The sequence below is a fragment of the Paenibacillus sp. W4I10 genome, assembly GCF_030816325.1.
Lineage (GTDB): Bacteria > Bacillota > Bacilli > Paenibacillales > Paenibacillaceae > Paenibacillus > Paenibacillus amylolyticus_B.
The window spans coordinates 1,143,159-1,165,390 of the sequence record NZ_JAUSXX010000001.1; the positions used below are offsets into that span (position 1 = coordinate 1,143,159).

The window sequence follows — 22,232 nt, forward strand, 5'->3', positions numbered from 1 at the left end:
CCGCGCATATTGAGTATGACGCCAGAACAAATTGATCTCGAATTCGAACATATGGAAATTGATCGAAAGGCCCGGGAGGGAAAATCAGAAGAATACGACGATCCTGAGTTCGATAAATGGGCAGACGAAACTGAAGAAGAAGATGGAAAACTTTCATACGACTATGCAGCAACCCCATCATCTTCAATGGGAGATGATAGTGATTGGGAGGACATCGAGTAGGAAGGAGGTAATAATTTGGCAAAAGAACAAACGATTCGCGTGTCAGCAAAAGGCGAATTTGGGCAACTCCAACGAGGTTTGAAGCAACTGGAACAGGACTTAAAAGGTGTTTCCTCTGTTGTTAATAGAGGAGCCAGAGGCGGGGGGTTCTTTGATGAAAAGCAACTCCGAGCATTAGATGTATTCCGCTCACGATTCCTGGGGACGATGCGGGAACTGGATGCAGAATTTCGCAAGCACAACGACGTCATAGAGTCCTTGTATGGCAAGTTGCAAACGGCTCAGCGGGGGGAACGCGAAGAGATCAAGCGAAATATTCAGCAGCGGGAACGTCAACTAGATGTAATTCGAAAAGAACTGATCGCTGCTGAGCGTCTTTATAGCATCCGTTCAAAGGAAGCTGGTGGCTACCGCCAAAGCCCTGTTCGCGCTGGTTCTATACGTAAAAGCGCGAGTGAAGATTCTGAGAGTACTGGCGGTTCTAACAGACTTATGGGTGGTGCACTATCTGGTGTTTTGGGAGCGGGGAAGTTTGCACTTGGTCTAGTGGGTCTTGGCAGCATCATTGGAGTCGCAACACAAATGTACAGTTCAGCCTATGCTCGGCAAACAACCTCTCTTGACCTCGCACAGCGTATGCGGGGTCAAGCTGGATGGAGTGGCCAAGCTGTCGATATGTGGGACCGTGCTTCTGCTACTGGCCGTGCTGATCGGATGGGATATAGCGCTGCAGACACTTGGGGGTTCTTGGACCAGTACAGTCGCGTTGCTGGCAATATCAGTGACGGAGAGCTGAAGGGCATGCTGAAATTTGGACGTGGATACGGTTTAGATACGTCTGAAGTCGCTAGTGTTTCCGGGAATAACCGCGCTGCAGGCGGCATGCAGACTCCAAAAGGGTTTGCCGATGCAATTGCGGGTAGTTTGGCGAGATCCGGAATGACAGCGCGTGTCGTCGAAGTGATGGAGACCAATAATGCATTGCTACAGACGATGAACACGACGCTGAAAGATGGTAGCTCCAAGCAACTCCTAGCCTATCAGACTACACTTGATCGCATTGGTGCAGAGCAAGGCATGATGCAACTGACTGGCGCGCAAGGTGGCAATCTCATTTCGGGCTTAGGTGGCATATTCGGTCCAGGGAACGATGACTGGAAGTGGATGGGAGTTCAAGCATTGCGAGAGTATAGCCCCCAAAAATACGGAGGCATGGATCTCTTTGGGCTTGAACAATCATTTGAGGACGGTTTGCTGAACGCCGATAACGTTCCGGCTATGTCTAAGTACGTCCGATCCCAAACAGGCGGTAATGAGCAGTTAACAAAACGCATCATGCAACGTTGGCTTACCGATGGCGGCTACGCAGCAACCAAACGCGAAGCATCAGAGTTTTATGATGCGACTAAAGGACTGTCCGTGTTCAACCCGGAGCAGTTGCAAGCTTTGCAGAATGGTTCCATTGATTCGGGAGCTAAGTATGATGCGGAGCGTCAAGGAACTCAGGGACAAGGATATATGGATACGGATTCTCGCTTTGAACACGCTTTGGAACAAGCGGGGAGTAAGTTAGTGGAAGTTGTTATGGGGATGAAAGAGGGAGCTACTTCCGTCATTGAAGCTATTCAGGAAGGAAGTGGAACTGGAAATGCGAGTTTAGATGCAATCCTCAAGTTTATGAATGATAACCTCAAAGGACTTGCCACAACTTTATCCATTGGGAATTTAGGAACAGCGCTGACTCGACTATTTGGTAATGAGGATGGGGGACTGGTGGATAGCTTTTTGAATTTATTCGGAATGGACACCACCCCAAAAAAGTCGGTGATAGATGATCTCCCAGGAACACCCCAACAAAAAACACAGTACATGAGGGAATTAGAGAGGGATCAAAAATATGAGGATAGCAGAAAAGAATCAGAAGGAGCTCAACTGCGCCAAAAGGCTATTAATGGCGGAAAATTAACGGATGATGAACTGCAGAAGGTTATTGAATACAACAGCCAGTATTTCAAGAACGCCAAAGAACTTGGTGTAGTAGAAAAGCCTGCGGTTGATATCTTTGCAGAAGGGGTAGGCGGATTTTTTGAACAAGCTGCGAAGATATTCACAAGCGAGTTTTTCGGCGGTTCTGGTGATAGTGATATAGGCCGTATGCCCGAGCAAGTGAACCGCAACATCGAAGACATGTCTGTTCTTGGTAAATACAATTTCAAACAGATGGAACGTAATACTGACGAGATGGAGAGTAACTCCGGGACGAAATATGCTTCAATGGAACGCAACAGCAAGGACTTGGTAGACAAATCTATCTGGATTTTCCGTTCCATGCTGTACACGGTGCAAAATTGGGCTACGGATGTATTAGCAGAGTTTAAAAATTGGCAGCAAAGTATGGCGACAAGTTCGCCAGAAACCGTCCCGAGTTTCTTAGGGGAATACAGCATATCCTCAAAAATCACGTCAATGAGCGGGATCAGCGCCGAACAACTCAACAAAAATCTGGGTGGTGCGCTTGCAGGCAAGGGTGCTCAGTTTGTACAAGCTGGCTTGCAGTTCGGCATTGATCCGGCTGCATTGGCGGCAATTGCGATGCATGAAACAGGCAACGGTACATCTGCGGCAGTTCTGACGCGTAATAATGTAGGCGGCATGATGAATCCAAATGGAAGCGGGCCGCTGAATTTCCCCTCCATTGATGCCGGGATCACGGCAATGGCGCGTAACCTCAAAGTCAATTATGTCGATCAAGGAATAGATACAATAACCGATGTCCAAAGGAAATATGCTCCTATTGGCGCGCGCAACGACCCAGACAATTTGAATAACTACTGGTCCAAAGGCGTAGTTGAGATCATAAATGATTTGACGGGTGGTATTTCCCCAGATTCCGGAAGTGGTTTTTTTACTGATTGGAGTAGCCGCATAACGAGTAAATTCGCACAACAGGAATCTTTCAGGAAGAAACCTCACAGAGGTTTAGATATAAAAGGGGTTCAGGGAGACAAGTTACAGGCGTTAACTGGAGGGACCATTTCTTTTATAAAGATGGACGACGGAGGGAAACTTGATGAGGATGGTACAAAAAATACACGGGCAGGCGGTACTGAAGTTGGTGTTCGCATGTCTGATGGAAGCACATATTTTTACAGCCACTTATCAGCTGTCAACCCATCTCTCCGTGTAGGTCAAAAAGTCGAATCAGGGTCTTATATCGGGAATGTAGGTGGGGCGCCAGGAGTTGCGGGTAGCGGGTACAGCACCACAGGCAGTCATTTACATCTGGGTTATATGGATAAGTCGGGGAAACTGATGAATCCTGAGGATTTGTTGAAATCACTTGGATCAGGTGATAGCGACACGGGGTATATGCCTTCATCCGGGCCGAGGGAAATCCGCTATAAATCCGAGATCACCGTCAATCTTAATATTTCAGGCGAAGGAGCCAAACATTTGAACACTGCTGCAAAATCTCAGATCGAGAGACTTGTTAAGCAGTTTGTTACGGAAAATGAGCGTCAGCGGCTGCGAATGTCGCCAGTAAAGGCGGGCTACTCATGATCGAACGTTATAATTGGGCGCCAGTCGGCGGTGTGGAGGGCAAGAGGTATGTTCCTATTATCCGTGTTAGTTTTCATACGGATAAGGCCTGCTACCAGCTTAAAGGTAGCTTAACGGAAGATACAGGCCAAGACCCTACCAGCCAAGTGCTTTCCGTTACTACGCAGAAAACGCTTGATGCACCTGCTGGAACCATGAATATTGTCCTTGCTGGAGACAAGTGGTTCCGGTCGCAACTCATTATGCCGAACGACCTTGTGGTTGTGCAGATGGGATATAAGACGATCAAGGGCGAGGAATTATCTACGGTCATGGTCGGCTTGGTGGATCGTGTTCGGCGGACCCGCAGCGTAGATAATGGCATGACAACATCCATTCAGGCGCGGGACTTTGGTAAGGTGCTTATTAAGTCCAATATTAAATTTTATCCCGAGATATCTGGCGGTACCGATAAGTTTTTCCTGACTGAAAACGGTTGGCTGGCAATGGCTAAATATTTTCAGTCGGAGAGCATCGCTAAGGGTAGCCCCGCTGTAATTCTGGATGTCATTATGCGTTTTATCTTGCCGAAGCTAAACAGCGTAAAGTGGACTGTTTGGGATGAGAAGAAGGCGGAGCCAGTCGCGAAGAAGGTCGATGTTACCAATATACTCAGGTATAACTTTGCCACTGTCCCGGTATTTTTGCCACAATTCTTCACGCTGGATCGTTATGAGGGTTCTCTTTGGAATCTTATGGAGCGGACTTCCACAAAGCCATTTACGGAGCTGTTTGTCGATGTTCGTGAGCCACTAGAAGCATGGAATCCGGGTACAAAGCCGAGGGTTGTGAATGAAACTATTGAGCAGTCCAGCGATCAGACAAAGGCCAAGTTTCCTAAGGGAGAGGGTTACTACCCGTTTCCGCGTTTTCCCTTCGGCAAAGACAACAGTGTGGTGTCCGTCTTTTTACGGAATACACCTTTTTCAAAGGACGCTTGGGACAAGCTTTTAACTCATGAGGTAACTGCTGAAGACGTGATCGACGAGGATTTGTCCTATAGCGACGATGAGCACTATAACCTGTTTTGGGCTGGGACCACGATTAATCCGTTTGGGTTTGACTTAAAAAGGGTTGCTCCGCCTGTTATGAACAAGTCTGCTGTCGAGCGATATGGCCTTTCGCCATTGGAGATTGAGATAGAAGGATTGGCTATAGATCCGAGCAAGCCGGAGGACACGACCAAGCTGGAACAAATGAGCAAGGCATATACGCTCAAGCTGAAGGAGTGGTTTGAAAATAATCACAAATTCCTGAACGGTTCCATGACTGTACGTGGTAAAGGTAGCTATAAGATCGGGCAAAAATTACAAGCGCCTGGGATTATGAAAGAGTTTTACGTAGAATCTGTAACACAGACATTCAATGTATTCGATGGATGGACCACAACGTTGCAGCTTACCCGTGGCCGTAATTACAAACCCGCAGTTAAAGCTTCCAGAGCGACAACGGCGCAGGCGGCCAAGGCTACCGATAAAAAGCCTGCATCCGCTAAGACAGCGGCAGAGGTCAAAGCCGATTTTTATACCGTCAAGCGGGGTGATAGTCTATGGAGTATCTCCGCCAAGGTATACAGTAAAGGCGACGACTGGACCAAGCTGTGGGAAGCCAATAAGAACATGCTAATTAAGCGAGACGGCCGAAATGCTTCCCAACACGGGAAATACATTTATGTTGGACAGGTTATTAAGATACCGGGAGGAAAGTAGTCGTGAAAGATCAAGCTGCACTTGGAGGAAAGACGACAAACCGAATGCCCGAGTTTAGTGCTACCCGGCTGGCGAAGGTTACCAGCACCAAAGATTATGGAAAATACGCACGTATTGAGGTCGTGTTTTTGGACTATAGTCAACCCGTTCCTGTGTGGGTTATGGGCGAGCTGGACAGGGAGCCAGTCGAGGGGGATACCGTGATTGTAGGTTATCTGGATAACCGAAAGGATGCTCCGTATCTGGCTGGATTTTTGAGAAACAGCAGCTACGGAACCAACTTTATTACCGTTAAGCGGGATCTGGTAAAGCTTCAGCTACCCGTGTATGAAATAGGTGTAAAAGACGGCATAGCCGATAAGGATGTTCAGGGACATTTGCTGGACGATAGCAAGCAATCCCAGCGTGCCTATGTGGAGCTGACCCCTGATCACGCTTTGTTGAGCTATCCCACCGATAAAGAGGGGAAGAACCCGCCTGTTACCTTGAGGGTGGCGCCGGGAAGTGTAGAAATATCTTGTCCAGTTCCAGATGAAGCGCCAGCCTATATCCATTTATCTGCCGGAGGATTTGAGTTCTTCCACCCAACGGGCAAGGCGATATTCAAACTACCGAAAGGGGATATAGCAGTAGAGAAAGGATGATTGTTATGGCACTGGTCAAGGATTCAACCCGCGATCAGAAAAAGTTTTACCGTATGACCTTTGAACTTCGTAAGACGCTGCCAAGCGGGAATTCCGGATCTATTACTTTGCACACACTACTGGTCAATCCGTCTGATTTTACTCAGGAGGAGCAAGGACGCGGCAATATTGTACAGACACTTGGAGGGGCATACGTGCCTGACTTTGGTTTGGGACTGCCTACAGTAACTTTGTCCGGCACAACGGGATATAGCAAGCGGACATCTGCGGAAAACAAAAATATGGATGGGTACGAGGAGTTTATAAAATTCCGTGCTCATATCTACCGGAAATTTTTAAAGGCCAACGATCCGCAGCACGCGTTGTATTGGTACAACTGGGAAGACAATGAGTATTACGAGATCCACCCGCAAAACTTTAGGCTCCAGCGGAGTAAGTCGGAGCCGTTATTATACCGTTACGAATTTCGTTTTACGTGCCTGCGCCGTCTGACCAAAACGCGGAGGGAAGCAGCCACAGATTACCTCAAGCGCAACCCTTCTACGTCGGCTATGGCCGGGCGCTTGTCGTCTAGCGTGTCCAATATCGGAGAGCTCCTTCATAAGCTCACACAAAGGAGATGATGCGATGTTGGAGCCTATCTATTTGCCTGAGGAAGAATTGACTTATGTAAATTTCCCGGTGCTTAGAGAAGAACAACAGCACATAGAGGATATTGCCGCCTATGCTTTGAGGGCCTATACGGCACTGTCGGATTATAACGAAGCTGTATATGATCGTGTGGACGTTAATACTGCTGAGCTAGAGCAGTATATTATGCTGTGTCGAGATACTTGCAGTCGATTGGCTTCCGCTGCTAGCATCCCCTTTGACTTGTTGTTGGAGCTGCGGTCAATCCTGACAATGCTGTACAAGCTGCGTACATTAGCCGCCGATAGTAGCGCGAACGTAATCGGGGAGCCGACAGCAATAAGCTCGGAGGATGATGGCCTATGATTGAGCATGTACTTAATGATGCGGATACCATACAAGGTTTGTCTGTGCTGTACAATGTACCGTGGCAGGATATTGCAGACTATAACGGCCTTGAGTACCCATATACCATGACCAGCCGTGAGGCATATTACACGCTGTATGCAAACGGGTATTTGCTAGTAAGGCGACAGTCGGCTACACGGCCACTCACGTTTTATGCTGGTTCCTTATTCATGACAGATGTGGATTCTCAAGGTGTACAAAAAGTATATGAGCTGGTGGAAGACACGACCCTTGCTGCAGGTGTAGCGGAGGGTTATTTTTATGTCCGCAGTCGATTGCCAGGGAGCTTTGGAAACACCATTGCAAATAGCGTTGTTTTGTCTGGGTCTGTCCGGTCCAACTCTGATCCCGGTTCCTTGTCCATTACTAACCCGGAGCCCTTTAACAATGGAAAAGATGCGCGGGTGCGCCTTACTGGCCAGACTATCTACATTAACAGCGATCAGGCGGTTACAACTACACTAGAGCCGTTGGGCGGCACAGACCTAATGGTTTCATCGGATGGCGATCTAATGGAAGATGAAACCGGGGACTGGGCGGCAGTAGCGGGGATAGACAATATAAAGCAGGCCGTAAGCCATAGGCTGGTAACCCGGCGTGGTAGCCTGACTCAGCACCCAACCTATGGTAGTCGTCTCCATGAGTTTATTGGACTGGCTCAGGCTCCATACATTCGCCAACTTGTCGAGCTGGATATCCACGAGACGCTTAATTACGAGGACCGAATAGACGCCGTTACCGTGGACAATGTCGTTATTCAGCAGGCCGCATATTATGTTTATCTAACTATTGATGTGTCAGGCAGACAGGAAATTATTGGATTACAGGTGGATCAATCTGGCGTTGCTATTGCTGCTTAGAGAGGAGGGTTTTTATTGGCTTTTGAACGTAAGACTATGGAAAGTCTTGTACAGGATATGGTGGATTGGTCACGGGGCGTTTCTACTAAAATAACGGACTTTACTATCGGGTCCCGTACAAGGACAATGCTGGAAGCGTTCGGGAAAGAGCTGGAGGAATATTACGACAAAACGTGGCGTGCCATGCGTAATACCATAGGACAAGGGATTTATTCGGCCTTTGGTTTTCCGAAGCTCCCAGCCATCTATGCGACTGGAAATGTCACCTTTAGCCGTGTTACACCAGCCGATACCAATTACCTTGTTCCAGTTGGAACGTTGCTTAAAACACAGGCCACAGCTTCCAAGGCACCGATTAATTACCGCACCACCTCAGATGCGGTAATTGCGGTTGGGAAAATGAGAGTTGATGTATCTGTAATCTGCCTGACACCTGGCTTGGACGGTAACACAGAAGCCCAAACCATTACCGATTTTGTATCCAAGCCAACGGGAATTGACACGGTATTTAATGGTGCTTCCTTTTCCAACGGGAAGGAGGAAGAGACACAGGACGAGCAAAAGAACCGTTTCAGGAAATTCATTGCCTCTTTATCGCGGGGAACCTTGCAGAGCATCGAATATGGAGCGACTACCGTCCAACTCACGGATATAACAGGGCTGGCAATCGAGCGCGTGGTGGATTCCCAAGCGTTTGAGGATTTGCCTGCGCGAAAAGGAGAAGTCGATCTATATGTTTGGAACGGGGTTGGGACTGCATCGTCAGAATTGTTCGCAGCCATTCAGCGGACGTTGACCGGGTATTATGAAAACGGCAAGCCCGTATACGGATACAAGTCCGCTGGAATACAGATAAATTTGTTCTCCGTTACCACCAAGCAGGTCGATGTCCGTCTTACTATAAAATTTGATGATGGTACGACCCTTGCAACGATTCAGATCGATATTGAGCGGGAGATTAGAGACTATTTCAGCGGGGTTAAACAGGGGCAGGAAATTGTACAAACTGAGTTGGAAACCCGCATAAAGCTATTATCGGGCATATATGACGTTAAGCTTGATTTGTCCGTGGATGGTGGCGCAACTTGGTCTGACTCGAATCCGACAGCAGGCAAAACAGAGAAGCTTGTACCACAATTCCCGATAATTTACCGGGAGGCTGGTTCATGAAGGTTCTGAGAAAACTGCTTGATAACTTAGGGGACCAGTGGAATATCCAACCGAAAGAAGTCCCATATTTAGTGCTTGGGCGTGGTTCTGGATTGCACAGCATGGTGACGGTTGACGAAGGAACTTTATATTTTCATAGTATGCCTTATCGCCTGAAACTGCCGGAAAAGCAATCAATCAATTTGCATGGAATTGATGGACTGGAACTATTAGATGCAATACGAGGCATGGGGTACTTGGCGAAGTTGGCCCCAGAAACACTAAGAGCGGATTCTGTGCAACTGGTTCTAATTGAGGTAATTAATGAGGATATTAACTCCACGCTCAACGCCTTTACAAGTAACGTTTGGCGCTGGATGTATCCGGTATATCGAACGTTACGAAGAGCAGAGGAAGACACAGACCTGGCTTTGCTGCAGTTGGACCGTAATATGGCAACAGGGCGTTGGCTCGATTACTGGGGTAGCTTTTTTGGTATGCGCAGACGTCCAGGCGAGTTGGCTGAATCTTTTCGCCGGAGATTTACCATGTGGGTGCTCAATCCCAAAACGAACAATGTAGCCTTGCAGGAATTGCTTGCCTACCAGTTGGGTGAGTCCGGCGGGGTGGAGGTGTACGACAAAGCCCCCGCGGTCATAGGCGTTCGACTGGATGCCAAATACACTGGAAGCGTCGAAACCTTGGCGGCGGTCCGTAGTATTTTGACGGAGAACAAAGGCGGGGGTATTTCCTTTACTACTTCTGTCCATGTGTATACCCCTATTCAGCACACGCATTCCTATCGCAGTCGGTTACGGTTACGGTCAGGAGTACACTTTTTTGGTGGCAAACCTTGGTATTTGGATGGGTTGGAAGTGCTGAACGGGTCCGCTTCCTTGTCTGGCTGGGCTGGAGGGCGTAGGCGGTATGTTAATAAGATGGGGCTAAAGATCAGGCATCGTATTGAGAACAAGCAAGAAGGCGTAGTGAAGGTACGTAAAAATTACTGGTTGCTGAACGGCGGCGTTACACTGGACGGCAGTCGGACATTGAGTTCGACAGAAACGATTCTGGAAGTTTAGAGAGGATGGTAATCGTGGCAGAACAAGTTTTAACCGTTACGACTGCTTATGCACGTGAACAGATGGCCCGAGCGCGTGCCGAAGGCGGTACACTGACGAAGGTGGTTAAGATGGCTTTCGGTAGTGGTGGGACTGACGCAGAAGGCAAGCCACTTCCGCTGGATGGTACAGAGCAGTCTTTAAAGGCCGAACTGCTCCAAAAAGATATTACCAACTATGAATTTATTGCCCCGGCGGCTATTCGTTATGTCTGTTCGCTTGCGGAAACTGAACTGGCCGGGAAAACGATCAATGAGTTGGCTTTGATTGATTCAGCCGGAAAGCTAACAGCCATTCGAACAATGACCAACAAAATTAAGGACAGCGATATGGAGTTCATTTTTGAGATCGACGATATCTACTGATAAGGAGGAAATGACCAATGGTAATTAAAGAGCCACGAAAGTTTGTCACTACGGATCAAGGCCATGCAGATGTGCTTAACATCCCTATCACAACGCTGTACGAGAATGACCAGGAGCTGGCTGCACAGGTCGAAAGCATTAAGAGCGATCCAGCGGCTAACGGGGTAGCATCCAAGGAAGCGCTGGATGCTCATGCTGTCAATACGGAGCTACACGTCACGGCCGCAAAGCAAGCAATCTGGGATTCTGCTCAGGCAAATGCCGAGCTGTATACACGCAACAATGCAGCCCCAAAAGCACATACACATCCTGCCTCTGACTTGCCCAGTGCTTCAACACAAGCGCGCGGGATTACCAAACTGAATAACTCCGTCAGTAGTTCGGCGACGGATGAAGCTGCTACAGCAAATGCCGTGAAGCAGGCCTATGACGAGGCAACAGCGGCAAAGCAGCTTGGCAATGAGCGAAAAGCGGATGTGGTTGCCGCGCTTGTTGCCATTGGTGTAGCGGCATCCACATCAGATACTTGGACGCAGTTGATCAGCAAAATGGCTGGAGTGATACGTGCAACAGGTAACGCCACAGTGGCGCAAGTATTGGCTGGGGCGACGTTTAGCAATGCTACTGGTAATGGCCGAACGGGCATGATGCCTAACCGCAGCGCCGAAAACCATCACCAACCCGCAAAACAATCCGCTGTATGGGCTGGGGATTTAACCTTCTTAATGCCACCCGATGGCTATTACACAGGGGATTCATGGGTATGTACCCCTACACCGGATTTAAAACCCGAAAACTTGTTGGTAGGCAAGAACGTGATGGGTGTAGCTGGATCGTACGTACCCAATGAGGTGCTAACCTTGTCCGGGTTGACGGGTAAGGACGGTACAACTAACGGGGCCAATTTAGATACCTGGATTACAAACGTCCCATCCAACAGGCTCACCGTTATCTCTAGCGCTTCAGGTATTACGTTAAACACCATTACAAGTCAGTATACCGATAACTACGCCCTAAGTACGATTATGCTAAGGGACGCTGCTGGTCGTGATATATGGATACAAAGTACTTCATCGGTTGGTAGCAATGTAAACAACTATCTCTATGTTGTGCAGATCATCATCGACCCGATCAATAGGCGATACAGAAGTTTTTACTATACACAAATAGACCGCACAATCCAGTCAACCGCATGGACTGCTTTTGCAAGTGATTTTAACGCCAGCTCCATGCAGCTAGTCCATAGGGCGTTAGTTCGCGGTACTGACTCCTACAAGGGTAGGGCTACCGCATATTATCCAGAGTCAACTTGGACATTCAAATTTTAAGGAGGGTTCACATGATCCTAGTCAAACACGCTGCGTCAAAAAATACAGCGATGGTGTTAGGTCTCACGCATTCCCCAGTAGATGACCCTGGGGAGAATGAAATCCTGACCGATAGTAAAATCCCTGTCGCAGATGATATTCCGGGGATGTTACCGATCCTGTTTATCAACTTAGCGACCAAAGAGCTGTATTACAATTACACGAAGCAGCGGACCATTGAGGACACTTTAAAAGAATTGACTGAGCAACAAACCATCATCAAAAAGGCGATGGATGACATGATTATGGGAGGATCGTAATGGCTGCATACATGGGACTAAGGATCATAGAAGGGGCCTACTCATACGAATATGTATGTGGGAGGAGGCCTGATCTAAAAGATGGGATTGATGCATATCTCGTGCAACAAGGAAGAGAAGAATTGATTAGTAATGAAAACGTTAAGTAAGTCGTACCCAAGTGGTGCACTATTTTTATGTCCTCTGGAGTGGTCAGGGGGCTTTTTTTACACAAAAAAATAGATTGGGGATAGAAAATTGGAGAACGTGGGGAAATGGGCTTTAGCTGCAGGTAGCTGGTTAGTGTCTTATCTGTTTGGAGGGTGGTCCGGAGTGTTGGGGGTATTGCTTGTATTCGTGGTCCTGGATTATTTAACTGGAGTAGTGGCAGCCGGTTCAGTTGGGGGATTGAAAAGCAAAATTGGCCTTATCGGGATTGCCCGTAAGGTCTTTATTTTTGCCATGGTAGCGGTGGGCCACTTAGTGGATGGCATTCTGGGCGATGGCCATCTATTCAGGGACACGGTGGCATTCTTCTATATTGCGAATGAACTGCTGTCTATTACTGAAAATGGCGGCAAAATGGGAGCGCCTATCCCGGCAGTAATTAAGCAAGCTATTGAAGTATTAAAAGGTAAGGGCGGAAACGATAACGATAAAGGAGCTGGTACAGATGCAAGCGCGTAAAGCAGGCAATGCTCAGGGAATTGATGTATCCCATCATAACGGTAACATTGATTTTAAAAAGGTTGCAGCTGACGGGATCTCCTTTGTCTTTGTCAAGGCCACACAAGGCAAGTCCTTCCGATCAGCTAAGTTTCTGCAGTTTGTCCGGGATGCCAAGGCAGCGGGTTTGTTGGTTGGTGCATACCATTACGTGGATGACTCTGCCGGGAGTGTAGATGTAGCCAAAGCTGAGGCACAGAATTTTTACCGAGCCATTCAAGATGCCGGAGGAATTGGAAAGTTCGATTTGCCCCCGGTGATGGACTATGAATCAAATAAAAATGGCTATAGCAAAGCAACGATTACAGCCGTGGCTAAGATGTTTCTTGAAGAGATTCACAAGCTTACAGGGATTAAACCGCTGGTGTACACATACCCAGCGTTCATCAGTAATTTTAGCGGCTTGTCATCTTATCCGCTGTGGATTGCACGTTACAGCAATCAAACGCCTGCTGATGCTTCTGGTTGGACACGTTGGGATTTCTGGCAGTACAGCGATGGCGCGGCTGGCGGCTATTTGCCGCGAGGTAACCGGAAGGTTGACGGGATCAATGGTGCAGTGGATCTGAATGAGTTTGACGGTACGGTTGCAGAGCTGAAAGCCAAGTATTCAAAGAAGAGTGAACCAGTTAAGGAGGACAAGCCAGTGACACAGGAGAGAGATATTAACGTACCAAGCAAGTGGGCTGAGACGACGTGGAAGGAAGTAACGGATAAAGGATTCTTCGACGGTACACGTCCAGGTGCAGCAGTTACTCGTGAGGAGCTGGGAACCGTAGTTAGCCGGTTGTTGAAATACGTTGATTAAAAAGGATAATTGTGGTAATATACTATTAAATCCGATAGCATCGGTAAAAAAAGACTCCACTGGCTCAATGTTGGTGGAGTTTCTTTTTTTTTTTTAAAACAGAACAAATGTTCTTACTAAATCATTTTAGGTTATTTATTGTTTGGTTTCTTTAAAAAGCTTTATTGGCAAATTATGTAGACTGATGTGCATTCTGTATGCTACTTTAAACCTATATAGCTATTATTTTTGTCGTGTAGATCTGCTTTTAGACTTACTGGCATATTCTAGGGGGAAGTGCAATGGAATCAAATCCGTATATATTATTTATTCCCGGAATTAAAGGGAGTGAACTTTGGGAAGGGGATAACAAAAGGTGGTTTCCTAAGAATCTTGAAGATCTCCAATCTTTGAACATAAATAATTTCATGGAAGCAAGATCTCCATTAAATGTTGTTAATGGGTTCAATATAAAACGAAAGAAGATATATAAAGGTATCATCGAGGGGTTTACAAGTGAGGAAGCAGAATTATTCTCCTATGATTGGCGCGTCAATATTATTCAAAGTGCTGAATTACTTGTAAGTGAGATTAACAGATTAAGTGCAAAATATGAAAATCTTCATTTAGTCGCGCATAGTATGGGCGGTATGATCGCTAAAATTGCCATACTACAGCTAAAGGAATATGGACTTTCAGATAAGGTGAAAAAGCTGATAACTATAGGCACACCGTGGCATGGTGCACCTGACTCTTATAAAGCTTTATCATTTGGTGAACCTGGTTTTTTCGAAGACCTATCAAATCTTTTTGAGGCATTTAATGATAAAAAGACAAGAGCGTTAGCTCGACAGTTACCGTCTGTCTTTCAGCTGCTGCCAAGTAGACATTACTTTGATGATAATGATGATGAGGGAAAATTTCTATTTCCAAATGAAGAAGGGGGCATAGTCTCATACGCAGATGTCCAAATGAGAGCACAAAATTTTTATAATGAGATGGTTAGTACTCATGGTATCCCTGCTAACGTTTGGGATGAATTTATGAGTCCTGTACAAAAAATGATGCTTCAAGAACTACCTGATCACATAGAACATGACAATTTAATTGGTTGTCAAGAACCCACATTATATAGGCTTCCCATCGAAAGCACAAAAAAACGTCTACCGTTTAAGAATGATTGCAAGTTCGAAAATGGCGACGGAGTAGTTCCTGTGTTTAGTGCCACTCCATCACATGCTGCAAATTTGTACTATTGTTCTGCTCAGCATAGTACTATGTGCTCGGAAAATTCTATTATCCAATTTATTAAGTGGTCTTTGGGAGGGAAGGAATACCCAATACCGCAGGGAGTTTATGAAGAGGAAATAAGAGATCTTTTCAAGCAAGGTGTATGGGCAAAAATAATGTGTCCCGTTGATTCAACTATTGTGGACAGTGAGAATAGATATGTTGCAGGAGTATTCGATCCAAATATAGAGGAAATAAGCCCGCACGCTTTAGATGATAGTGTTACATACTTTAGCATAGGTGAAGCAAAGTATGTGTATTTTAATGAAGATGTTAAAGAAGATATGATCATTAAGATAAATTCTTATGATAATGGTGTAGCTGACATTTCAGTGAAAACTTACAATGAGAATTCTTTACAAGAGGAGAAATTCGATCCCCTCCCCGTATCAGATGAAACAGCAGCTGTCTTAAGAATACCTCTATCTAACAGAAATCATGAAACTTCGCTCCATGTTGAAAGTAAGGTGATTGAGCCGAAGGTAACAAGAAGAAGTAAACAAGAAGTAATATCCGAAATAAAGGATGCACTCCCTCGTATTACGATCCGAATCGATAATCAAGGGAATAAAGTTAAATACAGAAAAATTTATTCAGGCAAGATTACTTTGGTCCTTGATGTTGATGACATTAATAATGTTGAGAATTTATTTTATGCAATTGATGGAGGGATCCCTCAAAAGTATACTGAACCTGTCAATCTCAACTTAGAGTCAGGTACGCATATAATAAAGGCTTTTGGGAAAGATAAATTTAATAGATCTCTCAAAATGATTAATTTGTCTTTCAAAGTGGATGAACAAAAACCATTAACGAAAATATTTGTCGATATTGATCCTGAGGGTATGGATTTATCATTCAAACCAGTAACTAATGGCGCTGGTGCAGACTCTTATTTCAGAATTAATAGCGATGATTTATTTGAAAAATTTGATTCAACCGCTAAAATCAACCTAGGTTTGGCTGAATTACGTAGTAATCCCAATTCATATTACAAAATTGATTACTATTCAGTTAATGAGTTTGGTAACGAAGGAGATATTCAATCAATTAATCTAGGTTTGGGTAATATACCAGTACTTATGTGGGAAGAAAATTCATCTATGACACAACCTCTAATGATTTGGGATAATATGCTTAAACATGAGAAGTTAAATTTGTATGAGGCTGAAATTATTCTCATTGGTAAAGGTAACAAAATTTCAAGAAAAGTCACACCAAATCAAGATATACCTGACAATATCAGAAGTGTGAAATTTGTATTAAATTTATACGAGTTTGATGTTAGGTTTTTGGAAAAATATTCATTATACTTTGATGGTGCACCAACTGAAGTACTCGAAGTTGGAGAAACACATGAGTTTTCTTTCAAACTGATTTCTGAACGTACTCATGATACCATTACCCATACTCGACCAAGGGCAAGATTAGTTGCCATTAAAACAAAGAAAGTTCCGGACAGACAAATCAGTCTTACTGAGGATGATGAAGGTATATTTAAAGGAGCGTTCGAAGTTGATGAGCAGTTCCTTGAATACCGTTATAAGTTGGTTATAACGGACCTCAAAAACGTAAAACCACCGTTAAGAGAAATACCTTTGATAATGAAAGATGAAGATGAGGATGATAATTAAGTAAGGGGTGAGGGCTTTGGATAATATGATAATTGTGCAATTTGGGTCCCTATTGCTCATACTGTTCATTGCCTTCATTCTTTATTTCACGCGGCTTTGGAAATCTGGAGGCCTTTTTAACAGCTCGGATATGATTTCCATACTTGTTCAATTTGTATTAATTGTGTGGGCTATCGTTTCATTTTTCATTGGTCTAACAAAAGTCGTAATTGCCTCTGGCATTAGTTCGCTAACTATTACTTTAACTTTAGGCATTCCATTGTTGATAATTATCTTTTTTAGTTTGAAAATATATAGAAATTATTCTAAAACTAAAGTGGAATTAAGAAAGATAAAAGATGCATCTGAAATTTGTAAAAAATGGGCTTTTTCTTTCCCATTTGTATCTCAGAATAATACTCAATTCAAATTATATTTAAGAAAAGGAAGTCCGGCAGGGAAAATTATAATTACTGATGTAACTAAAGAACAAGCAACAGAATTATATTCAGAAAAAACAAATCTTCCAAGTGGTATTTTGTTGGAAGTTTATACCAAATCGGAAAATGATGGGGATTTTATTCATTAGTGGTTATCAAAAAGAGCCCTGTTAACCTTTAATGGTTAGCGGGGCTCTTTTGTTCTATCTACTCAATTTGTACAGACAGTACTGATTCAGGGAAACACTCTCCGCAGCTGCGCGTTCCACCAACTGCCGGTGCAGACTCCGAGGTACCCGAAGATTAAACTTTCCACTGTACTCATCCTCACCGATCGGTTCAGGAATGACGTCTCCATATTCCAGCTTTACTGCCTGATGTCCCTCCATTGCTTCTCGAACACTCTCGTATGCTTCAGCAAAAGTATCTCCATTGCTCTGGCACCCATCTAATTCCACAACAGTTGCGAAGAAATAATCACCGCTCTCGTCTTTAACGGGTTTGATTTGTATCGTATACGGGAGGGCCATGTAATACGCTAATTCCTTGTTTTGGCTATGATTTTCCATTATTATTCGGCTAGGATATCATGTGGATTAAGGAAAGGGGAGGTGCTACTCTCCAATCCGGTCCAGTACGTCTTTGACGTATGCCGCCTTTGGCTTTTCAATAGGTACTTGCTTTACCTAATGTATCCGTATTAAAATAATTAGGTAGGTTCCCAAGCAGCTGCCCAAGAAAGAATATTCAAATGAAGCAACAACGTTCAAAGAGAAGTTTTATGGAGTGGGCTTGGATACTATTGGTTACCGTGTTATCGTTTAAAGTGATTTTGGAGATTTTAAAGCTTTTTAATTAAGCCAACAATTAACTAAAGCTACCTACAAATAACTATGGGATTTTATTTGGGACACTGATTTTTATAATCAGTGTCCACAGGTGCAATATAAAATAAATTTGAGTTTTGATTTATGTTGCTTTTGTCTCAAAGAGCATGATCTTAGAAGAACCGAAAAGAGCAGCGAGGTCTAAAAATTCCTCACTGCTCTTTTTCTGTTTAACCTACTTCATTAATCAAACCCTCATTGTTATTACGTACGTTACCTACTTCCTTTGGCACCTCGTATGCGCGCATCTCAGATGCTTGATACGGCTTCAACAGACCGAGCAGCGACTGAACATCATCATTATCTCTTCCAAGCCATTCTGCCTCATCCTCGGGCCGCAGAATAACCGGCATACGATTATGAATGTCTTCCATAAGGTTATTTGGTTCAGTAGTAATGATGGTACACGTACTCAGCTTTTTTCCGTCTGGATCGGTCCAAGTATCATAAAGGCCGGCAAGCGAGAACAAGCGGTCATCTTTCATTAGAATCCGCAAAGGCGTCTTAACCGTTCCTTCTTTTCGCCACTCATAAAACCCATTCGTTGGTATGATGCACCTCTTGGAACTGATCAGACGTTTGAAGGCTGGCTTTTCGGCTAGTGTCTCGGCCCGAGCGTTAATCATCTTATTACCAATCTTGTCATCCTTAGCCCAAGTGAGAACCAGACCCCAACGGAGTGAACCCAATCGATTACCTTCTTTGCTCCCTATAACGGTGGGGATGTATTGCATAGGTGCAGCGTTGTAATTAGGTTTGTATTCGAAGCCATTAGCCACGGCTGCCCTATATCGATTCATAATTTCTTCGATCGGATCAGTTATCGTAAACCTACCGCACATATTGAAGCCTCCTTTGAGACGTTATACTATGTAATTTTACTCAATAATCTATGAATAGAAACGGGTAATTTGTGGAGGTGAACATCAATCGAACGTCTGAGATCCTCGTTTTGTTATTCGCGTGCTTGTTTCCTTAACTAAGAAAATCCCGAGGTTCAGGCCTGAAAAAGCCACAAGCTACTTAGTGTCGCTAAACTACTTGACATCTTCTATTATACAACTGTCTTGCCCACTGATTGAACAAAACAGCCGATCACGTTGATCGGCTGCTAATTGTTTTTAGTGAGCTATAGTTTCCAGTTAGTTCAATATTAATAGTATACTTAATCAAAGTTTTTTATTTCTTTCATGATTCTGAGTTACTCATTAGGAAAGTTCGCCTTTGTTTTGGTTCACAAAAATAATTTTTTCGCACTTCGTGAAGTCGGGGTCCTCAAATCTGTCTCTCCAAAACAAAATTCGATGTTCTAAGGGCATTCCCTCGTCAATACTGAAAATAAAATTTGTAATTGTACCGAGGCAATCTTGAACAAGTGGTATGCTAATATTTATTGTAGGCTGTAATTTAGATAGTTTATTATTATCATTTTTAGATACAGAAGTATGAATAATTCCATTGCGTGTATTATTCATCTTAATATATTCCTTGTAAAACTTGTTAATGCGTTTATCAATTTTGATCTTTGGGAATACTTCAAAAATTAAGTTCTTTATTATTTCCGTATCCTGTATGTGATCCTTGTCCTCTTTACCATACAATGCTTTAACCTTTGGATTGTCTTCGAATAGTCTCATTTGCTTAAAGTCATAAAAAAGATAGTAAAGGTATGATTCTGCAAAAGTAATAGCTGATACCATGCAATTTTTTTTAAGGGTCGTCAGGGTAGATCTAAGCGCAAAAGTACTATCAAGTTCTGCAAATCCTCTACTATTCGACGCTTTATTATGCATTTCATCAATTTTAGTTTTTTGTTCTATCAGTAGATTCCATGTGTTTATTATATCGGTATATGTAATAAACTCAGGTGTTGTAGGGATTAATCCTTCAAATATATCGAAATCTAGCCAATGATGTGGTTTGAGGGGAACCCCTTTGTATTCAAAATGGGGCATTACTTCGATTATATCTTCCAGTTCAGATGCTAGAAACATTGTTTTTCCTTTTTTTGCATCTTCTAATTTTTCTCTAAAAAATAAAAATACCTTATCAATTGTTGTATCTTCATACGGATGTTTGAAGTGAGCTTCTTCAAAACTGTGTTGTACCTGCTTCTGTACAGTTTTCAAACTATATTTTTTTGTTGCTTCCTTAGGATTTTCCAATATATCACAGGCGACGCGAATGATCTGAATTTGTCCTTCTTCAAATTGTTTAGAGTTAATGAGGTTAAGAAAGACTGCACCAAGGACATATTTGTATATTTTTTTAGGTTCACCACTTAACTTACGAATTGTTGCTGATTTAGTTAGAAATATAAGAAAATCTAGTGTATCAATGATATTTTCCTCCTCGTTTTATGTTAATTTAACAATTCGGTATTTAAACTCGACAATCCTTCTTCAACTGAAATTGACTATTTTGAATAATTGCAGATAATACCTAGTTATATGACTGGGTATTTTTTTCTGTTGAATAACGAATGTACGTTCTCATATAATACAAACAAACGTTCTTGTGGGAGGGATAAATATGCCAGTGAAATACTTGGGTTGGTTAGTTGAAATCATTTACGAGGATCAAAGCGGCAAGATCACGAAACGTCGTATCCAGGTCAAGAGCATCCGGTCTGGAATGATTAAAGCTGATGATCTATTGTCGGGGCAGCCACGGACATTTCGCGAGTCGGGACTACTGGCATGGCATCCAATCAAGACGACAGCTTAGGAGGCAGACGAATGTTATCTGATTACGAACGGAAGGTATTAAGGATCTTGTACAACTATAATAGCGGCCGAAGACGATTACCGACGTTTCATGAGTTAACGGTTAAAACAGGTAAGGGCAGGCCTGATGTTATGGCGGCTTTGAACGCTCTTATGGACGCTGAATACATACATTGGGATGACAAATCGGACACGGCCAACATTGTTATATTGGAAGGCTGGGAGCGCGAGTCGGAGAAGCCGAAACTTCCGAAGGCACCGCCGCCGGCGCAGCCAAGAAATTTAAGTTATTGGACCGAATATTAAGGAGAACAAGAACTGGTTTCCAAGAAATTGATTGCGACGATGAGGATTACAGCATAATTAGGATTGAGGAGATTATACTGCGAGGATGTAAAATAGAGGGTAAAGACCGGCTGAGTAAAGTCGGTCTTTTAATATGGTAGTAATTACCTCATTGTGTTAGGATTAAGCATTAAATACATACATGGAGGATTGAGTGTGCGTAATTATAGGGAGAGGCTGATTTTAATGGCCGGATGTATTTCTTTGTCAGTAGCATTAACAGGCTGCGGTGAATCAAGCAATGAAAATATAGAAACCGAAAAGGTAACAGAGGCTACTACCTCTGTATCTGAACCAGCTGTGGAAGAGGATAATACAAGTAAAGAAAATAGTAATGCGGACATAACTGAAAGTCCAGCAGTTAGTAAGCCTTTAATTACGAAAAATGGAGGGTTTGGTGATACAAAGGAGGTTATCGAGCAACTTCGCGGTGCAGATGAGAATGGGGAAGACGCAACGTTTAGTTCTTACCAAAATAATAAGCTTCTCGTTTTATATTCTGAAGATGAAGCAACCAAGAATAAAACAGCTTTCAATGTGACTTTGCAATTCGAATCCACGGATATTCCAAGGCTTTCAAAAAAAGAAGCGTTACGTGAAGCCTCTTTGGTAATTCCAAATGATTCAATAAAAGTCAAAGAATACAAGGCCGATGAGGATCGGGATGTTATCCAGTACGAAAGTAAGTTGCTCGCAGAACGTTTAAAGAGTTTTTATGATCTGCAAAAAGATGATCCTGAATATAAACCGGGTACCTTTAGCGTCATATTTAAGCATGATATACAGGGGATTTATTCAGTTGTTATTGGTGCTGGGAACAAACCGTAGCCAGCACTGTAGGAGTTACCTTTCTGTCCTAATAAGCATTCTTTGTTATGGATACTACGATTCGTTCACTAAGCCATAACTATCATCAGTGTACAGAATAATATGTACCATGAGCTCATAAATTGCGTGGTAAAGAGTTCTTCAAGAATAAAACAGATCTCTTGAGCAGCCAATGACGTTTTCCTCTCCTTCCCCCATCTTGTGGCTGGAAAATCAATGATATACTGTTTTGGCTGATGCTGAGGTTCAAAGTAATCGAATATTAAAAGAAAGAGC

General features: G+C 43.8%; 23 protein-coding genes. 20 read left to right on the plus strand and 3 right to left on the minus strand.

Annotated features, from left to right (window positions below; translation table 11 throughout):
• Window positions 1-15: 15 nt before the first annotated feature.
• From QF049_RS05265 to QF049_RS05345, 17 genes are all read left to right on the plus strand, one after another.
• Complete coding sequence (locus QF049_RS05265; protein WP_307535414.1) at window positions 16-222, plus strand: hypothetical protein; 207 nt, start codon at window positions 16-18, stop codon at window positions 220-222.
• A gap of 15 nt (window positions 223-237) precedes the next feature.
• Entirely contained in the window at window positions 238-3,783 is a 3,546-nt protein-coding gene (locus QF049_RS05270) for a peptidoglycan DD-metalloendopeptidase family protein (protein WP_307535415.1), read from the plus strand.
• Window positions 3,780-5,531, plus strand: a complete 1,752-nt coding sequence (locus QF049_RS05275; protein ID WP_307535417.1) for a LysM peptidoglycan-binding domain-containing protein — start codon at window positions 3,780-3,782, stop codon at window positions 5,529-5,531. Before QF049_RS05270 ends, QF049_RS05275 begins: the two co-directional genes overlap by 4 nt.
• 2 nt (window positions 5,532-5,533) lie before the next feature.
• On the plus strand, window positions 5,534-6,175 hold the full coding sequence (locus tag QF049_RS05280; protein WP_307535419.1) for a hypothetical protein: 642 nt from the start codon (window positions 5,534-5,536) through the stop codon (window positions 6,173-6,175).
• Window positions 6,176-6,180: 5 nt separating this feature from the next.
• Window positions 6,181-6,798 carry a hypothetical protein gene (locus QF049_RS05285; protein WP_307535421.1) on the plus strand — a complete coding sequence of 206 codons (618 nt, stop codon included), beginning with the start codon at window positions 6,181-6,183 and terminating at the stop codon, window positions 6,796-6,798.
• 4 nt (window positions 6,799-6,802) lie between these two features.
• Window positions 6,803-7,171: a hypothetical protein gene (locus QF049_RS05290; RefSeq protein WP_307535423.1), complete on the plus strand. Its 369-nt coding sequence runs from the start codon at window positions 6,803-6,805 to the stop codon at window positions 7,169-7,171.
• Window positions 7,168-8,073 carry a GPW/gp25 family protein gene (locus QF049_RS05295; RefSeq protein ID WP_307535426.1) on the plus strand — a complete coding sequence of 302 codons (906 nt, stop codon included), beginning with the start codon at window positions 7,168-7,170 and terminating at the stop codon, window positions 8,071-8,073. Before QF049_RS05290 ends, QF049_RS05295 begins: the two co-directional genes overlap by 4 nt.
• 15 nt (window positions 8,074-8,088) lie before the next feature.
• The gene (locus tag QF049_RS05300) at window positions 8,089-9,243 is read left to right on the plus strand and encodes a baseplate J/gp47 family protein (protein ID WP_307535428.1); all 1,155 of its coding nucleotides are present in this window, start codon (window positions 8,089-8,091) and stop codon (window positions 9,241-9,243) included.
• The gene (locus tag QF049_RS05305) at window positions 9,240-10,304 is read left to right on the plus strand and encodes a hypothetical protein (RefSeq protein WP_307535430.1); all 1,065 of its coding nucleotides are present in this window, start codon (window positions 9,240-9,242) and stop codon (window positions 10,302-10,304) included. The genes QF049_RS05300 and QF049_RS05305 overlap by 4 nt, the downstream gene beginning before the upstream one ends.
• Window positions 10,305-10,318: 14 nt before the next feature.
• Window positions 10,319-10,708: a phage tail-collar fiber domain-containing protein gene (locus QF049_RS05310; RefSeq protein ID WP_307535432.1), complete on the plus strand. Its 390-nt coding sequence runs from the start codon at window positions 10,319-10,321 to the stop codon at window positions 10,706-10,708.
• Between the two features lie 17 nt (window positions 10,709-10,725).
• Entirely contained in the window at window positions 10,726-12,036 is a 1,311-nt protein-coding gene (locus QF049_RS05315; RefSeq protein ID WP_307535434.1) for a tail fiber protein, read from the plus strand.
• Window positions 12,037-12,047: 11 nt separating this feature from the next.
• Window positions 12,048-12,335 carry a hypothetical protein gene (locus QF049_RS05320; protein WP_307535436.1) on the plus strand — a complete coding sequence of 96 codons (288 nt, stop codon included), beginning with the start codon at window positions 12,048-12,050 and terminating at the stop codon, window positions 12,333-12,335.
• The gene (locus QF049_RS05325; protein WP_307535438.1) at window positions 12,335-12,484 is read left to right on the plus strand and encodes a hypothetical protein; all 150 of its coding nucleotides are present in this window, start codon (window positions 12,335-12,337) and stop codon (window positions 12,482-12,484) included. Before QF049_RS05320 ends, QF049_RS05325 begins: the two co-directional genes overlap by 1 nt.
• A gap of 88 nt (window positions 12,485-12,572) precedes the next feature.
• A complete protein-coding gene (locus QF049_RS05330; protein WP_307535441.1) occupies window positions 12,573-13,001 on the plus strand; it encodes a phage holin family protein in 429 nt (142 codons plus the stop codon).
• Complete coding sequence (locus QF049_RS05335; RefSeq protein ID WP_307535443.1) at window positions 12,988-13,848, plus strand: glycoside hydrolase family 25 protein; 861 nt, start codon at window positions 12,988-12,990, stop codon at window positions 13,846-13,848. The genes QF049_RS05330 and QF049_RS05335 overlap by 14 nt, the downstream gene beginning before the upstream one ends.
• A 281-nt stretch (window positions 13,849-14,129) precedes the next feature.
• The gene (locus QF049_RS05340) at window positions 14,130-16,751 is read left to right on the plus strand and encodes a lipase family alpha/beta hydrolase (protein WP_307535445.1); all 2,622 of its coding nucleotides are present in this window, start codon (window positions 14,130-14,132) and stop codon (window positions 16,749-16,751) included.
• A 130-nt stretch (window positions 16,752-16,881) separates the two neighbouring features.
• A complete protein-coding gene (locus tag QF049_RS05345) occupies window positions 16,882-17,319 on the plus strand; it encodes a hypothetical protein (RefSeq protein ID WP_307535447.1) in 438 nt (145 codons plus the stop codon).
• 54 nt (window positions 17,320-17,373) lie between these two features.
• Here QF049_RS05345 and QF049_RS05350 read toward each other — a convergent pair whose 3' ends face one another.
• From QF049_RS05350 to QF049_RS05360, 3 genes are all read right to left on the minus strand, one after another.
• Window positions 17,374-17,739: a toxin-antitoxin system HicB family antitoxin gene (locus QF049_RS05350; RefSeq protein WP_307535449.1), complete on the minus strand. Its 366-nt coding sequence runs from the start codon at window positions 17,737-17,739 to the stop codon at window positions 17,374-17,376.
• A gap of 488 nt (window positions 17,740-18,227) precedes the next feature.
• Window positions 18,228-18,899 (minus strand): SOS response-associated peptidase, encoded by a 672-nt coding sequence (locus tag QF049_RS05355; RefSeq protein WP_307535450.1) that lies wholly within the window; start codon window positions 18,897-18,899, stop codon window positions 18,228-18,230.
• A gap of 366 nt (window positions 18,900-19,265) precedes the next feature.
• On the minus strand, window positions 19,266-20,222 hold the full coding sequence (locus tag QF049_RS05360; protein WP_307535452.1) for a hypothetical protein: 957 nt from the start codon (window positions 20,220-20,222) through the stop codon (window positions 19,266-19,268).
• A 367-nt stretch (window positions 20,223-20,589) separates the two neighbouring features.
• Here QF049_RS05360 and QF049_RS05365 point away from each other — a divergent pair, with 367 nt between their 5' ends.
• The 3 genes from QF049_RS05365 (at window position 20,590) to QF049_RS05375 (ending at window position 21,956) form a co-directional block, all read left to right on the plus strand.
• Window positions 20,590-20,784 (plus strand): hypothetical protein, encoded by a 195-nt coding sequence (locus QF049_RS05365; protein WP_307535454.1) that lies wholly within the window; start codon window positions 20,590-20,592, stop codon window positions 20,782-20,784.
• A gap of 11 nt (window positions 20,785-20,795) precedes the next feature.
• Window positions 20,796-21,089 carry a hypothetical protein gene (locus QF049_RS05370; RefSeq protein ID WP_307535456.1) on the plus strand — a complete coding sequence of 98 codons (294 nt, stop codon included), beginning with the start codon at window positions 20,796-20,798 and terminating at the stop codon, window positions 21,087-21,089.
• 195 nt (window positions 21,090-21,284) lie between these two features.
• A complete protein-coding gene (locus tag QF049_RS05375; protein WP_307535457.1) occupies window positions 21,285-21,956 on the plus strand; it encodes a hypothetical protein in 672 nt (223 codons plus the stop codon).
• Window positions 21,957-22,232: the final 276 nt, after the last annotated feature.